This window comes from Dactylosporangium sp. CS-047395 (assembly GCF_050942185.1).
In the GTDB taxonomy this organism is placed as follows: Bacteria; Actinomycetota; Actinomycetes; order Mycobacteriales; family Micromonosporaceae; genus Dactylosporangium.
On sequence record NZ_CP192015.1, the window covers coordinates 2,168,108 to 2,182,840 of the forward strand.

Below are 14,733 nucleotides of genomic sequence, written 5' to 3' on the forward strand. Positions count from 1 at the left end.
CGAGCCGTGACGCGAGCGCTGTTCGACGTGCACACGCACTTCCTGCCGCCGCGGATGATGCGGAAGGTCTGGGCGTACTTCGACGAGGCCGGCCCGCTCGTCGGGCGGCAGTGGCCGATCCGCTACCGGGGGTCGGACGAGGAGCGCGTGGCGACGCTGCGCGGGTTCGGGGTGCGGCACTTCTCCGCGCTGGCGTACGCGCACCGGCCCGGGATGGCGGCGGACCTCAACGCGTGGACGATGGACTTCGCCGAGCGCACGCCCGGGTGCCTGCCCAGCGCCACGTTCTTCCCCGAGCCGGGCGTGCTCGGCTACGTGGCGGACGTCCTCGCCCGCGGCGCGCGGATCTTCAAGGTGCACCTGCAGGTCGGCGGCTACGACCCGCGCGACCCGGCCCTCGACCCGGTCTGGGGCCGGCTCGCCGCGGCGCGCGTGCCGGTGGTCGTGCACGCCGGATCGGGCCCGGTCGCGAACGGGTTCACCGGCCCGGGACCGTTCGGCGAGGTGCTGCGGCGCCACCCGGGGCTCGTGGCGATCGTCGCCCACATGGGCGCGCCGGAGTACGACGGCTTCCTGGACCTGGCCGAGGAGCACCGGGACGTGTACCTGGACACGACGATGGTGTTCACCGACTTCTTCGGCTCGCCGGCCGCCGGCCTGCTGCCGCGGATCAGGACGCTCGGGCTGGCCGGGCGGGTGCTGCTGGGGAGCGACTTTCCGAACATCCCCTACCCGTACGAGCACCAGCTGGAGTCGCTGGAGCGGCTCGACCTCGGCGAGGAGTGGCTGCAGTCCGTGTGCTGGGACAACGCCGCACGCCTGTTCGGCGCCGGCGTCAGCGAGTGAGGATCAGGTCGGCGCGGTCCCGGGTGCCGGCGATGACGGCGGCGTTGCGCTCGTCGCTGCGGAACACCCAGTCCCGCGCGTCCGGCAGGTCGAGGCCCTTGGCCAGCTGGCGGCGCACGAGCGAGTCCTGGCGCACCGAGTCCGGCGCGTCCAGGTACAGCACCAGGTCGATCAGCCCGCGCACCGACGCCCACGGGCCGTGGTCCAGCAGCAGGTAGTTGCCCTCCACCACGATCACCCGGACGCCGGCCGGGATCGGGATCACGCCGCCGATCGACTCGTGCAGGGTGCGGCTGTAGGCCGGCGCGTACACCAGGTCTTCGCCCGCGCGGAGGCGGCGTAGCAGATGCACGAAGCCCGCCGCGTCGAACGTCTCCGGGGCGCCCTTGCGGTCGGCCAGGCCCAGCCGGTCAAGCTCCACATTGGACAGGTGGAAGCCGTCCATCGGCACCGCCGTGCTCGACAGTCCATCGTGGACGTTCAGGGCGTCCGACAGGGCCGTCGACAGCGTGGACTTCCCGGCCGCGGGCGGGCCGCAGATGCCGACGACGGTGCGGCCCTGGCGGGCGCGGACGAACGGCACGACCACGTCCAGGGCCGGCTGGAGCACGTCGGGCGGCCTCATGCCAGGTTGTCGCGCAGGTTGCGCATGCCGGCCAGCCAGCGGTCGGTGTCGGTGGCGCGGTGCAGGTAGTACTTGGCCACCTCGGGGTGCGGCAGGATCAGGAACTTCTCCGCGTCCAGGCCGGCCACGACCGCGTCGGCGACCGACTCGGCCGACAGCACCGCCCCGCCGGCCGCGGTCACCTTGGCGCCGATGTGGCCCTCCGCCAGCCCGTCGCGCAGCATCGGGGTGTCGACGCCTTGCGGGCACAGGGCGCTGACCTTCACGCCCTGGCTGCCGTAGGTGATGGACAGCCACTCCGCGAACGAGACGGCCGCGTGCTTGGTCACCGCGTACGGTGCGTCGCCGACCGCCGTGAGCAGTCCGGCCGCTGAGCACGTGTGCAGCAGGTACCCCGAGCCCCGTTCGAGCATCGAGGGGAGGACGGCGCGCGCGGAGTACACATGGGACAGCACGTTGACACCCCACGTGCGCGCCCAGGTCTCGGCGGATGCCTCGAGGCCCGCGCCGGTGGTGATGCCGGCGTTCGCGCAGAAGAGGTCGATGCGGTCGAAGCGTTCGAGGGTCTCCTCGACCAGCTCGGCGACCTGCTCCTCGTGGGTGACGTCGGCCTCGACGCCGATCGCCTCGCCCGGCAGGGACGCCGCGAGCTCGGACGCGGCCGCCCCGTCGAGGTCGGCGAGCACCAGCGCGGCCGCCTTCTCCGCGGCGAACCGCCGGGCCAGCGCGGCCCCGATCCCGCCGGCCGCCCCGGTGATCACGACGACCTTCCCGTCCAGCTTCACGACCGCATCCCCAATCCTCGCAACGTCTCCAGCAACACCGGTGCGCCTCCGGCGACGAGCTCCCGCGTCGGCAGCAGCGCGATCACGGGCGTCGTGACCCCCGCGGCCGCGTACCGCGCCACATGCTCGCGGCAGGCGGCCGGCGAACCGTGCACGATCAGCTGATCGACCACCTCGTCCGGGATCGCGGCCAGCGCGCCCTTGCGATCCCCGGCCGCCCACGCGTCCCACATCGGCTTGAGCACGTCGCCGCGCCCGAGCCAGCGGTGGAACGCCGCATAGGCGGGCACCGTCAGGTAGGCCGCGATCAGCCGCCGCGCCGTCGCCCGGGCCTCGGCCGCGTCGTCGGTCGGGCAGACGAAGATCCGCGCCGCGATCTCGAAGTCCGCCGGCGCACCGGTCAGTTCGGCCCGCGCGGTCGCCACGTCGTCCACCGAGAGCCAGTTGAGGACCGCACCGTCGGCCTCGGCCGCCGCCAGGCGCAGCATGCGGCCACGAAGACCAGCCAACAGAAGCTTCGGTGGTACTGCCGGTGCGCGCTCCAACCGGAACCGCCGGACGGTGAACGTGTCGAAGGACCCGTCGACGAGCTCGCCGGCCAGCGATGCGCGCAGGAAGCGGAGCACGTCGCGGCTGCGTTCGAACGGGCGGTCGAACTCCACCGCGTTCCAGTCCCCGACCACCACGGGCGACGAGGCGCCGATGCCGAGCGCGAACCGCCCCGGCGCCGCCTCGGCGAGCGTGGCCGCCTGCATGGCGAGCAGGCCGGGGCCGCGGGTGAATACGGGGACGATGGCGGTGCCGAGGCGCAGGCGCGGCGACCAGGCCGAGGCCAGCGCCAGCGGGGTGAACGCATCGGTGCCCGCGACCTCCGAGGACCAGACGTCCGAGAACCCGAGATCCGGTAGCGCGGCGAGCAACGCAGCGTGATCGGGCAGCGGGACCCCGGTCAACGGGATCGTCAGCCCCCATTGGCTGTTCATCAGCCGATCATCTCCGCGAAACGGCCGATGTGGCAAGCAGAACGGCACAGTCGTCCACGGACCCTCACGTTGCAGTGGGTAGGGCCGCGACGTAGCCTGGCGCGGGTTTCCATCGAGAGAAGGAGCACAACATGCTTGGTCTGGAAAAGAAGCTCATGAAGGAATGGGAAGGCAAGAGCGCGCAGGAGCTCGCCGACGCCCCCGTCACCGTGATCGCCGGCGTGTCCGACGGCGACGCCGAGAAGCTGCAGGCCGCCTTCGGCATCAAGACCGTGCGTGACCTGGGCACCAACAAGTACTTCCGCTGGGCCCAGGGCATCGTCGCGCTCGCCGACTGATCACCCTCACGCTCCGCGACGGCCGCTCCCCACCCGGGGGCGGCCGTTTGTCATATTTCACAGAAAAAACCGCCCGCTGGCACAGCAAAACCCGCCCGCTGGCGCTCACCCGTTACCGTGTCTGGGCATGCGACGGCGCCAGGTGCTCACCCTCGCCGCCGTCGGAGCGGCCGTCGCCGGCTGCACCCCCGAGCCACCCGCGTCCGCGCCCGCACCGGGCGCATCCGCCGCGCCGGGCGGCCCCGCGACCGGGCTGGTGTTCCCGCCGGGCTTCGCGTGGGGCGCGTCCACCTCGGCGTACCAGATCGAGGGGGCGGCGGCCGAGGACGGGCGCGGCAAGTCGGTCTGGGACACGTTCAGTCACCTGCCCGGCCGGACCCGCGGCGGCGACACCGGCGACGTGGCCGCCGATCACTACCACCGCGTCTACGAGGACCTCGACCTCATGAAGGACCTGGGCCTCAAGAGCTACCGGTTCTCGATCTCCTGGTCGCGGGTCCTGCCCGCGGGCCGGGGCGCGCTCAACGCCAAGGGCCTGGACTTCTACCACCGGCTCGTCGACGGCCTCCTGCAGCGCGGGATCACCCCGATGGCGACCCTGTTCCACTGGGACACCCCGCAGGCGCTGCAGGACAAGGGCGGCTGGGAGCAGCGCGACTGTGCGCACTGGTTCGCCGACTACGCGCAGCAGATGTTCTACTCGCTGGGCGACAAGGTGCCCGCCTGGCTGACGCTGAACGAGCCGAAGACCGTGGTCGCCCTCGGGTACACCACGGGGATCCACGCTCCGGGCAAGAAGGACCGGCGCGCGGCGTATGTCGCCGGCCACCACCTGCTGCTCGGGCACGGGCTGGCGGTGAAGGCCTTCCGCGGTACCGGCCGCAAGGGCACGATCGGCGCGGCGCTCAACCTGTCGCCGGTCTACCCCGCCGACGGCTCGCCCGGCGCCGCCGAGCAGGCCAGGGCCGTGGACCTCGACGAGAACCGGCGCTGGCTCGACCCGGTGCTGCTCGGGAAGTATCCCGACGGCTGGCTCGCCGGACAGCCCGCCGATGCGCCGGTCCACGCGGCGGTCAAGGACGGCGACGCGGCGCTGATCGGCGAGCGCTCGGACGTGCTCGCGGTGCAGTACTACAACCCTATGCACGTCACCGCGCAGGGCGGCCGGGTCACCAAGCACCCGACGACCCAGGCGAGCTGGCTGGAGGTCTACCCCGACGGCCTGTTCGACCTGCTGACCCGGATCAAGCGCGACTACGGCGACATCCCGCTCACCATCACCGAGAACGGCATGCCGACCGTCAACGACGTGCAGGACGACGACCGGATCGCCTTCCTGCGCGACCACTTCGCCGCCGCGCACCGGGCGATCGCCGCCGGCGTGCGGCTGCAGGGCTTCCACGTCTGGTCGCTGCTGGACAACTTCGAGTGGGCCGAGGGCTACTCCCAGCGCTGGGGCCTCATCCGCGTCGACCCCGCCACCAAGGACAGGCGGCGCAAAGCAAGCGCCGACTGGTACCGCAACGTGATCGCCCGCAACGCCCTGGCCTAGACCGCTCCACCATGACGTGCTGCCACCGGTAGGACTCGGTGCGGTGTTGAGGGGGTGTGGGTGGAGCGGAGCTCCCCCACTGCTGTTCAGGACATCGCACGGTAGACCCCGCTGCCCGAAACACCATCCGCGACAGACTCATCCCAGCCAGCCCGGCCTGACCAGTCCGGCCTCGTACGCGAAGACCACCAGCTGCGCTCGGTCGCGGGCGCCTAGCTTGATCATGGCCCGGCTGACGTGGGTTTTCGCCGTGGCGGGGCTGACGAAGAGTTTGGCCGCGATGTCCTCATTGGACAGTCCGGCGCCGACCAGGGCCATCACCTCGCGCTCGCGGTCGGTCAGGGTGTCCAGGGACATCGGGGCGAGCGGGGCGCGGGAGCGGCTGGCGAACTCCTCGATCAGGCGGCGGGTCACGCCGGGGGAGAGCAGCGCGTCGCCGGCCGCGACCGCGCGCACCCCGCGCAGCAGGTCGACCGGCTCGGTGTCCTTGACCAGGAAGCCGCTGGCGCCGACCCGCAGCGCCTCGAAGACGTACTCGTCGAGGTCGAACGTGGTCAGGATGACGATCCGCACGTCGGACAGCTCGGCGTCGGCGGCGATCTGCCGGGTCGCCTCCAGCCCGTCCAGCACCGGCATCCGGATGTCCATCAGGACGACATCCGGCCGGGTACGGGCGGTCTGGCGCACCGCGTCCGCGCCGTCCACTGCCTCGCCGACCACCTCGATGTCCGACTGGGCGTCGAGCAGGGCCCGGAAGCCGGCCCGGACCAGCGCCTGGTCGTCGGCCAGGAGAACCTTGATCACGTCGTCTCTTCCTCGCTGAGGGGGATGGTCGCGCGCACCTCGAAGCCGCCGTCCTCGCGCGGGCCGGCCTCGACCGAGCCGCCGAACGTGGCCGCGCGGTGGCGCATGCCGGCGATGCCGTTGCCGTCCTCACCGGCCGGGGCGGCGGTGCCGTCGTCGGTGACGGTCAGGGTGAGCTCGCGGGGCGCGTACGCGACGATGACCGTGGCCGTCGCCTCCGGGCCCGCGTGCCGGCGGACGTTGGTGAGGGCCTCCTGCACGATGCGGTACGCCGCGCGGTCCAGCTGCGGCGGCAGCGTCCTCGGGGTGCCGACCGTGTCCAGCGTGACCGGCAGGCCGGCGCCGCGGGCCTCGCCGGCCAGCCGCTCCAGGTCGTGCAGGCCGGGCGCGGGGGTGCGCGGGGCCGCCTCGCCCGGGTTGAGCCCGGCCAGCACCGCCCGGGTCTCGCGCAGGGCCTCGGCGCTGGCGTGCTTGATCGCCGAGAGGGCCACCCGGGCCTGCTCCGGCTGCTCGTCCATGAGGTGCAGCCCGACGCCCGCCTGGACGTTGATCAGGGACAGGTGGTGCCCGATGACGTCGTGCAGCTCGCGGGCGATGAGCAGGCGCTCGTCGCTGGCCTGGCGGCGCTGCTGCTCCTTGCGGGCCTTCTCCTCCTCGGCCCGGGCGAGCGCCTCCTGGTGCGCGCGGTCGCGGGCCATCTGGCTGTACCGCATCCCGCGCACCCGCGCCGCCTCCCCGAACACCGCGATGATCAGGCACCAGACCCCGACCACGACGAGGTGCTGGGTCGAGGTGCGGGGCAGGGCCAGGATCACGTACACCGTGTACGCCGCCGTCACCGCCAGCCAGGTCAGCCAGCGGAACCCGGCCGACAGCGCGCCGAAGACGGCGACGATCGCGGCGAGGAATCCGGGTCCGTTGGGGTACGGATGGGCGAAGTAGGCCACGGTGGCGGCCAGCGCACCGGCCAGCGCGAACAGCGGCAGCTTGCGCCGGAACAGCAGGGCGGCCGGCCCGGCCACGAGCAGCAGGTAGCCGGCCTGGTCCAGGGCCTCCGCGGTCGAGCCGTAGGCGGCGGCGCGGGTGCCGAAGACCTGCACGAGCGCGAGGAACACGGCGATCGGCAGCGCGTGCGGGCCGTTGAAGCGCTGCCCGCGCCGCCGCTCGATGCGCTCCTCGAAGCGCTCGAACTTGCGCTCGAGGCGCGCGGCGCGATGCTCGCTGTGCCAGGGCGCGTGTCTCACAGGTCAAACGGTAGTGGAGCCGGTTCACCAGCGGCATCGCCTTCCCGGCGCGGCGGCGACTACTCCCGCTGGAGTACACGGGGCGGCCGGCTGCGTCCCCGGGGGTACCGCACGAGCCGTCCCCGGTGCGACGCGCGGCCCGCCCCGGTTCGGCACTCTGGAGTCCGTCAACGGAAGGGGGCCGGGAACATGGCCGGCGAGAGGGTGCGCGCCTCGGACGAGGAGCGCGAACAGTACGCCAACATGGTGCGGGCCGGCATGACCGAGGGTCGGCTCACGCTCGAGGAGGGGGAGGAGCGGCTGGCGCAGGTCTACGCGGCGAAGTACCGCGACGAACTGCCGCCGCTCACCGCGGACCTGCCCGAGGGGGGCCGGCGCGGGATCTACGAGACGCCGGAGGCCAAGGAGCAGTTCGCGCGGGACAGCCGCCGGCACCTGTGGGGCCACGCGGGTTTCGTCGCCGTGGTCGCCGCGGTGCTGACCGGGTTGTGGGTGCTCTCGGGCGCGCACTTCTTCTGGCCGGCGATCCCGCTCTTCTTCATGGTGTTCAGCCTGGCCAGGCATGCGCGCTGGCGGGCGTACGGCGGGCCGCGCTTCGGCCGCGGGCCGTGGGGTCATCACCACCACGGCCACGGCGGGCAGGGGGGCCCGGGCAGCTGGGGACGCGGACCGTGGGGGGCCGCGTCGGACCGGCAGCAGGGCTGGGGCCGCTAGCACCACCGGGGGCCGCCGCCACGCGGCGGCCCCCGCCGTCCACCGAGGGAGTGAGGCGTCGTGTTTGGATCATCGTTGGAGCTCAAGGGTCGGGTCGCGGTGGTGCTGGGCGGCCCCGAGGGGGTCGCGGCGGCGGTGTGCCGGCTGCTGGCCGAGCGGGGCGCGCGGGTCGCGGTCGTCGGGGGCGACGAGCTCTCGGTCGGCGACCTCGTGGACGAACTGCGCTGGAACGGCGCGGAGGCGGTCGGGATCGTCGCCGCGGGTGCGGGCGACGCCACCGCCATGGACTCGGTGCGGCACAGCGTCCTGGGCGAGCTCGGCGCCCCCGAGATGCTGTTCGTGCTGGCCTGCCCGGTGGTCACCGGCGGCTGGCAGCGCACCGTCGACAGTGGACTGACGGCGACGTTCCTGGCACTGCAGGCGTTCGTACCGGCGATGGCCGAGTCCGGCGCGGGCGCGGTCGTCACCCTGGCCCCGGTCGGCACCGACCCGGCCACCAACGCGGTCGGCGGCGGTGTGACGGCGCTCACCCAGCACTACGCACGACTCTTCGCCGACCAGGGCGTGCGGGCGAATGTCGTGTCCTGGACACCGCGCGCGACGACCGTCGACGACGCCGCCTTCGCCGCCCTCTACCTGGCCTCGGACGCCGCGGCGAGCATGACGGCAACGACACTCGACGTTGCGGGCACATTGATGCGACTGTAGATCCTATGTACGAATGACCGTCCACCTGGGATAGTCACTGCGCATGATGGGATCGTCACACGCGTTGTCCGGGGCGGCCGTCTGGTTGACGGGATCGCTCGCGCTGGACCAGCTCGCGGGATTCCACCAGACGCCGATGCAACTCGCCGTCGGCACCGCGATCTGCGCCGGCGGTGCCCTGCTGCCCGACCTCGACCTCTCCGGCCGCGTCACCCGGCGCCAGGGCGGCGCGACGGTCGCGCACACCTTCGGCGTGTTCTCGCTGTTCCTGGCCGAGTGCATCGAGAAACTCTCGCTCGGCGTGTACCGCCTGACCCGCATGAAGTACGACCCGCCCCGCCGCAACGGGCACCGCACGCTCACCCACACCATCGTGTTCAACGTGGGCGTCGGCTACGGCACGCTCGCGCTGTGCGAGGCCTACGGCAAATGGGCCGTCATGGGCGTGCTCTTCTTCGCCTTCGCCCTGGCCCTGCGCGGCCTGTTCGAGAAGTGGGCCGAGCGCGCCGGCTGGGTCATCGTCACCCTGGCCTCGGCGGGCGCGGCCTTCACCGTGTACGAGCGGCTCCCCGGCGACCGCGGCTACCCCCTGCTCGGCGTGGCGGTCGGCGTCGGCGGCCTCATCCACCTGCTCGGCGACATGGTCACCCGGCACGGCTCGCCGATCCTCTGGCCGATCCCGACCGGCCGCCGCATGTGGCGCTGCTTCGGCCTGCCGCACAGCGTCGCCCTCACCGCGGGCGACAAGACCGAGACCGTCTTCCTGCGTACCGTCTTTGCGACCGTCGCCGTCTTCGCCGCCGCCGTCCTCGTGGCGCCGATCATGCTCGACCGCCTTCACCTAACCTTGGGCACGTGAGCGAAACCCGGCTGGTCATCGTCATGCGCACCGACCTCGGCATGGGCAAGGGCAAAATCGCCGCCCAGGCCGCCCACGCCGCCGTCGGCGCGGCCATGCGCAACCAGCGCACCGCCGCCTTCGCCGACTGGTGGCGGGCCGGCCAGCCGAAGGTCGTGCTGAAGGTCGCGGACGAGGACACCCTCGGCCTGGTCGTCGCGGCCGCCGAGGAGGCCGGCCTGTCCGTCGAGGTCATCCACGACGCCGGCCGCACCCAGGTCGCCGCCGGCACCGCCACCTGCTGCGCGATCGGCCCGGCCACCCAGGACGCCCTGCACCCGGTGACGGGCGCGCTGTCCCTGCTCTGAGCGCTCCTACGCCGTCATCCGCAGCCCGGGCGGGTCGATGCCCAGCAGCTCGGCGAGCCGCGCCGCGTCCCGCTGGGCCTGCCCCGCACAGCAGGTGTTCATGAGCACGTGCACCTCGTCGGCGTCCTTGCTCAGCATCCGCAGCCGCTCGGCCCAGTCCGCGAGCTCGCGCTCCGAGTAGGCGTACCGGAACTTGTCCTCTTTGGACCCCCGCTCCCAGTGCGAGCTGTGCCCGTGAAACCGCACGACGGCGGGGGAGGCGGTGACGGCGAGCACTGGTGGTACCGACGAGGAAAACCCCTGCGGCATGTCGACCGCGACGAACGAAGCCCCCGCACGCTGCAACATGAGCAGCGTGTCGAGCGACCGCTGCGGCCCCGCGAACCACGACCCGTGCCGCAACTCAACGGCGGGCCGCAACGGACGGGCCCGGGCGATGGTGTCCTCGATCCGCCGCACGGCCGCGTCCCCGGCGGCCAGCCACGGCGGGAACTGCAACAACACCGTGCCGAGCCGCTCGCGCAACGGCTCCAGCGCGGCATGGAACCGCCGCCACAGCTCGTCCATGGTTTCCGCGGGCAGATCGGACCGGCGCAGCATCCCGGTGGCGCCGTCGGGTCGCAGGTCCGGCGGCAGCGCGCCGGCCCGGGTGGGGTGCCCGGTGAGCAGCGCAAAGGCCTTGACGTCGAAGGTGAAGCCGTCGGGCGTGGCCTTGGCCCAGCCCTCGGTCATCTCCGGCGCCGGGATGGCGTAGTAGCTGGTGTCGGCCTCGACGATGTCAAAGTTGAGCGCGTAGTAGGCCAGGCGCTGGGCGGCCGTGCGCGCCGCGCGCGGGTACCACCCCGACGCGAGCAGCTGCCGATCCGCCCAAGACGCCGTGCCGAGCCGAATCACACCCATGTAATTCAGTAGACGCCCTCAGCGCCGTCCCTGCCACCGGAGCACGACCAAGAAATTTCTCTATCCTCCAATCTCTCTCCTGGACCACCGAATGATGACCACGGCGGATCCGGCTCCCAAATTACGGTCTGGACCACCGAACGGTGACCAAAGTCGTCTGCGGGACCACGCTCATACATTCCGGTCGCGCCAGCGGCCGGGGACCATCGGCCGAGGGCACAATTGCGGTTGCCCATCGGTCCGGCTCACCGCTTTTCACCCGCCCGATGGTCACCACATATGTGCCCTCGGCCGATGGTTCGGCCCGCCTGGCGGCGGCCCACAGGGTTAGCGTGGTCCCGGTCCGACTCTGGTCAAGGTTGGTGGTCCAGACCGTAGAGGGACTGCCGGGTCCGTCGTGGTCATCATTCGGTGGTACAACTCAGGAATTTGCGGTATTTGGATTGTTCGGGTGTTTGGTTCGGCCTTCTTAGGGCCTGGTGGGACAATTGTTGGGTGGGGCAGATGTCATTGTTTGGCCGGGCCGAATTGGCTGCGATGCGGGACACGACGAGACGCCGGAATTACTCCCCGATCAATGAAGCATTCCGGAAAGAACACAAGCGTCATCGCGATTGGGGACTTGAGCAGCGGCACGCCGAGAAGTTGCGTCTGGTGGCTCTGGAGCGCACGGCTGCTGCCTCAGCGCCTGCGGTGCCAGCGGAGGGGGCGGGGGTCGAAGGTCCACAACAGACGGCGCCACCACGGGCGGCGGGCGCGCAGGTCGTCGACGTACGCCGTGGCCGCCGCCGTTGCCCGCTCGGCCTGCGGCTCACCGGGACCGGCGGCGCCCGCGAACGCTACCGCGTTGACCAGGGTTGCCAGCTCGTCGACCGGGGGTACGGCGGGGCGCAGGGCTCGGCCGGGGATGTGGGCGCGCGGCTCGGCGGCCTGGGAGGCGTATCGGGCGACCTCGCCCGCCGTGAGATGGGGTGGGGCGGGGCGGCCCGCCTGGCGCAGGCCGATGAGCACTTCGTTCCAGGCGGCGTCGATGCGCATCGACGGCGGCCCCGCGGTCAGGCGACGTTTGCGGCGGCGGGAGAGCACGAGGGGTACCGACGCGAAATAAGCCACCACGAGGACCACTGCCGCCGAAGTGGCCGCGAGGGCCAGCAGGGTCGTGGTGCCGTCCGTGGCCGGGGCGGCCGCTGCCGACGCCGCGGTGGAGTGGGAGGGCTGGGTGCTGGCGTCGACGGACGGTGGGGGGACCGACGGGGGCGGGGGCTGCGAGGGCGGGGCCTTGGGCTTGAAGTCGTCCTCGACCGGGCGCTGGACCGTGTCGGACTTGGGCAGGGGGTCGAACGGGACCCAGCCGAAGCCCTTGAACTCGACCTCCGGCCACGCTACCGCGTCGGCGCCGTGGATTGCGGGGGCGCCCTTGTGGGTCTGGAAGCCCACAGCCACGCGGGTCGGGAGGCCGGCGAGGCGGGCCAGGACGGCGAAGGCGGCGGTGAACTGCTCCGAGGTGCCCTTCTGGCCGCCGAGTTGTTTGTTGCCGAAGAGGAAGTGCTCGACGTTGGGGTACGCGTGGCCGCTCGGGGCGTCGGCGACGAGTTTGTAGTGTTCCTCCAGCCACTGCTGGATGGCGAACGCGCGCTGGTACGGGTTGGAGACGCCCTCGCCGAGATGGGTGGAGAGCTGGGCGATCGAGTCGGGGACCTTGCCGGGGAGGGCGACGAAGCGGGCGGCCTCCTCCGGGGTGGGGACCTCGGCCACCAGCAGCTCCTGGTCGTTCGGGAGCGGCTTCTGGCGGGACGTCACGGTGTACGTCAGGCCCTTGCGCAGGCTGTCGGCCAGCGCGACGGTACCGGTCTCGGCGTCGTACGCCACCCGCACGCCCTCGACCCGCTCGGGGGTGGCGATGCCGGGCAGGAGCCGGCCGTCGAGCTCGTCGATGGTGATGGTCTGGGTGACCTCGGGGCCGTCGCCGTCGGAGCGGCCCAGGACGCGGCCGGCGTTGCGGTACACGGAGCCGATCCGCCAGGTCACGCCGTCGTAGTCGTTGAGCACGGCGAGGCGGATGACCGGCTCCTCCTGCGCGCCCGGGCCGGGCTGGACGACCGCGTCGAAGAGGTGCTGGTCCTTGTTGAGGTTCCAGCCCGACAGCCGCACGAGGGGGTTCTCGTCGAGCGCGTCGAGCTGCGGCGGGGTGACGTAGTTGCGCGGGTCGACCGGGGTGGCGTTGCCCTGCTCGGCCACGGCCGGGCCGAGGAACTGCGACAACAGTACGATCACGGCCAGCCCGGCCGCCGCGCCCCCGCCGACCCGCAGGCCGAGGGTGCGCCGCTGGGCGCCGGTCAGCGCGTCGCCGCCGAGGTCCGGCCGGGCGCTCGCGATCAGGCCGACGATCGCCAGCGCGGCGTAGGCCAGCGGGATCCACGTGGTCGCGCGGGCCGCGGTGGTGTCGGGGCCGACCAGATAGAGCGCACCGCCGAACAGCGCCGTGGGGGCGCTGTAGGACAACAGCACGCGGTTGTACCGTACGCCGGCCTCGGCCGCCGCCAGCCCCGCCAGCCAGGTGGCGATGACCGGCAGCAGGACGGTGTCCGGCTGCGGCTCGATCGGGATGAGCGCGGTGAGCAGGCGGGGGATGCTGTTGCCGAGCGCCTCGCGGGCCACGTCCGGCACCGAGCCGGCGATCTGGCCGGCCTTGGCCGACACCCGCACGGTCACGAACACCATCACGGCCAGGCCCAGCACGGAGGCGGGCGCGGCGGTGTACGCGGGCAGCCTGCGCACGGCCACGCTGATCAGCACGGCCCCGGCCGCGGCGACCGTGGTGAGCAGCGGCAGCAGGGTGCCGTTGTAGATCGGCGCGAGCTGCAGGCCGCTCAGGATCAGCATGCCCAGCAAGGCAACCGGCACGAAGACGCGCCTCACCATGCCTGGACCCCGTCCCAGGCGGCGGCGAACTCGGCGCCGTCGCGCGCGGCCAGGACGACGACCCGTTCCAGGGCCGGGCGGGCGTCGCCGAAGACGCCGGCGACGAGCGTCGGGTACGCGGTGCGCAGCGTGCTGACCCGCGACAGGTCCGGATCGCCGGTCAGGTAGATGAGCGTGTCGCCGACTCTCTGGGTGCGCAGCTCCTCAATGGAATGTTCCGCCGTCTCCACGAGTTCCGCCTCGGCCAAAAGGTCGAGGTACGCCCGCGCGGTCCGGTCGCCCGCCGAGGGCCCCGACAGCAGCCGCAGCGCGATCGGCAGCTCGCTGTGAAAAGCGGCCATGACCAGCGAAGCGGCGGCCTCGCAGGCGGACTCGAAGCGCTCCGGGTCCGGGTACGAGGTGCGGCGGTCGTCGAGCAGGACCGCCAGCCGGGGCAGCGACGTGTCCAGCTGCTCGCGCACCATCAGCTCGCCGACCTTGGCCGACGTGCGCCAGTGCACGCGGCGCAGCTCGTCGCCGACGACGTACTCGCGCAGGGTGTCGAACGTGATCGTGCCGTGCGGGACCTTGTCGTCGCGCCCGTCCAGCGACCGGGTGATGCCGGTCGGGATCGCGGTCAGGCGGTGCACCAGCGGATAGACCCACACCTGGGCCGTGCCGCCGTAACCGCGCGCCAGGGCCAGCAGCCCGAGCGGGTCGCGCCGCACCACCCGCAGCGGCCCGATGGCCACCACCCCGCGCCGCGCCGTGGGCACCGGATAGTCCGCGGTCGTCTCGCCACCGGCCTTCAGACGCAGCAACGGTACGGGCACCGAGACCGCCCCGCACCGGTCGTGCGCGACGAGCGTGGCCCCGCGCAGCCGGCTGGCGTTGCCGACCCGCAGCGTGACGGTGCTCGACTCGCCGCGCATGACCCGGTCCGGCTCGACCGAGCGGGCGACGGTGAGCCTCGGGCGCCACCAGACGTACCCCGCGGCGAAGATCAGTGCGGCGGCGCCGGCGGTGCCGAGGACGACGAGATGGCGGTACCCGAACACGAGCCCCACGGCCAGCAGGACCACGGTCGCCAGGCTCAGCCCGGCCCCCCGCGCGGTGAGACGCATGAC

General features: G+C 72.6%; 15 protein-coding genes. 7 read left to right on the forward strand and 8 right to left on the reverse strand.

Annotated features, from left to right (window positions below; genetic code table 11):
- The first annotated feature begins 6 nt into the window (after positions 1-6).
- Entirely contained in the window at positions 7-846 is an 840-nt protein-coding gene (locus tag ACQP00_RS10050) for an amidohydrolase family protein (RefSeq protein ID WP_433217573.1), read from the forward strand.
- Here the strand turns inward: ACQP00_RS10050 and ACQP00_RS10055 are convergent.
- Genes ACQP00_RS10055 through ACQP00_RS10065 form a run of 3 tightly spaced genes read right to left on the reverse strand, consistent with a single transcriptional unit; the run spans position 836 to position 3,221 of the window.
- A complete protein-coding gene (locus ACQP00_RS10055; protein WP_433217575.1) occupies positions 836-1,471 on the reverse strand; it encodes a nucleoside/nucleotide kinase family protein in 636 nt (211 codons plus the stop codon). The two genes, ACQP00_RS10050 and ACQP00_RS10055, sit on opposite strands and share 11 nt — an antisense overlap.
- Positions 1,468-2,256 (reverse strand): SDR family oxidoreductase, encoded by a 789-nt coding sequence (locus tag ACQP00_RS10060; RefSeq protein WP_433217577.1) that lies wholly within the window; start codon positions 2,254-2,256, stop codon positions 1,468-1,470. The genes ACQP00_RS10055 and ACQP00_RS10060 overlap by 4 nt, the downstream gene beginning before the upstream one ends.
- Positions 2,253-3,221 carry an LLM class F420-dependent oxidoreductase gene (locus ACQP00_RS10065; protein WP_433223796.1) on the reverse strand — a complete coding sequence of 323 codons (969 nt, stop codon included), beginning with the start codon at positions 3,219-3,221 and terminating at the stop codon, positions 2,253-2,255. Before ACQP00_RS10065 ends, ACQP00_RS10060 begins: the two co-directional genes overlap by 4 nt.
- Before the next feature lie 149 nt (positions 3,222-3,370).
- Between ACQP00_RS10065 and ACQP00_RS10070 the strand changes: the two genes are divergently transcribed.
- On the forward strand, positions 3,371-3,577 hold the full coding sequence (locus tag ACQP00_RS10070) for a hypothetical protein (RefSeq protein WP_433217579.1): 207 nt from the start codon (positions 3,371-3,373) through the stop codon (positions 3,575-3,577).
- A gap of 127 nt (positions 3,578-3,704) precedes the next feature.
- Complete coding sequence (locus tag ACQP00_RS10075) at positions 3,705-5,129, forward strand: GH1 family beta-glucosidase (RefSeq protein ID WP_433217581.1); 1,425 nt, start codon at positions 3,705-3,707, stop codon at positions 5,127-5,129.
- A gap of 138 nt (positions 5,130-5,267) precedes the next feature.
- Here ACQP00_RS10075 and ACQP00_RS10080 read toward each other — a convergent pair whose 3' ends face one another.
- A complete protein-coding gene (locus ACQP00_RS10080; protein WP_433217583.1) occupies positions 5,268-5,933 on the reverse strand; it encodes a response regulator transcription factor in 666 nt (221 codons plus the stop codon).
- A complete protein-coding gene (locus ACQP00_RS10085; protein ID WP_433217585.1) occupies positions 5,930-7,177 on the reverse strand; it encodes a sensor histidine kinase in 1,248 nt (415 codons plus the stop codon). The genes ACQP00_RS10080 and ACQP00_RS10085 overlap by 4 nt, the downstream gene beginning before the upstream one ends.
- A gap of 189 nt (positions 7,178-7,366) precedes the next feature.
- On the opposite strand from ACQP00_RS10085, the gene ACQP00_RS10090 reads away from it, so the two are divergent.
- The 4 genes from ACQP00_RS10090 to pth2 all read left to right on the forward strand — a co-directional run bounded on the left by ACQP00_RS10090 (position 7,367) and on the right by pth2 (position 9,805).
- Entirely contained in the window at positions 7,367-7,891 is a 525-nt protein-coding gene (locus tag ACQP00_RS10090; protein ID WP_433217587.1) for a DUF1707 SHOCT-like domain-containing protein, read from the forward strand.
- 75 nt (positions 7,892-7,966) lie between these two features.
- Entirely contained in the window at positions 7,967-8,599 is a 633-nt protein-coding gene (locus ACQP00_RS10095) for an SDR family NAD(P)-dependent oxidoreductase (RefSeq protein ID WP_433217589.1), read from the forward strand.
- 43 nt (positions 8,600-8,642) lie between these two features.
- Positions 8,643-9,458, forward strand: coding sequence for a metal-dependent hydrolase (locus ACQP00_RS10100; RefSeq protein WP_433217591.1), 816 nt, complete (start codon positions 8,643-8,645; stop codon positions 9,456-9,458).
- The gene (gene pth2 / locus ACQP00_RS10105) at positions 9,455-9,805 is read left to right on the forward strand and encodes a peptidyl-tRNA hydrolase Pth2 (protein WP_433217593.1); all 351 of its coding nucleotides are present in this window, start codon (positions 9,455-9,457) and stop codon (positions 9,803-9,805) included. Before ACQP00_RS10100 ends, pth2 begins: the two co-directional genes overlap by 4 nt.
- A 6-nt stretch (positions 9,806-9,811) precedes the next feature.
- Here pth2 and ACQP00_RS10110 read toward each other — a convergent pair whose 3' ends face one another.
- From ACQP00_RS10110 to ACQP00_RS10120, 3 genes are all read right to left on the reverse strand, one after another.
- Positions 9,812-10,705 carry a DUF72 domain-containing protein gene (locus tag ACQP00_RS10110; protein WP_433217595.1) on the reverse strand — a complete coding sequence of 298 codons (894 nt, stop codon included), beginning with the start codon at positions 10,703-10,705 and terminating at the stop codon, positions 9,812-9,814.
- A 681-nt stretch (positions 10,706-11,386) separates the two neighbouring features.
- Positions 11,387-13,627: a DUF3488 and transglutaminase-like domain-containing protein gene (locus ACQP00_RS10115; RefSeq protein ID WP_433217597.1), complete on the reverse strand. Its 2,241-nt coding sequence runs from the start codon at positions 13,625-13,627 to the stop codon at positions 11,387-11,389.
- Positions 13,621-14,730 carry a DUF58 domain-containing protein gene (locus tag ACQP00_RS10120; protein ID WP_433217599.1) on the reverse strand — a complete coding sequence of 370 codons (1,110 nt, stop codon included), beginning with the start codon at positions 14,728-14,730 and terminating at the stop codon, positions 13,621-13,623. Before ACQP00_RS10120 ends, ACQP00_RS10115 begins: the two co-directional genes overlap by 7 nt.
- Positions 14,731-14,733: the final 3 nt, after the last annotated feature.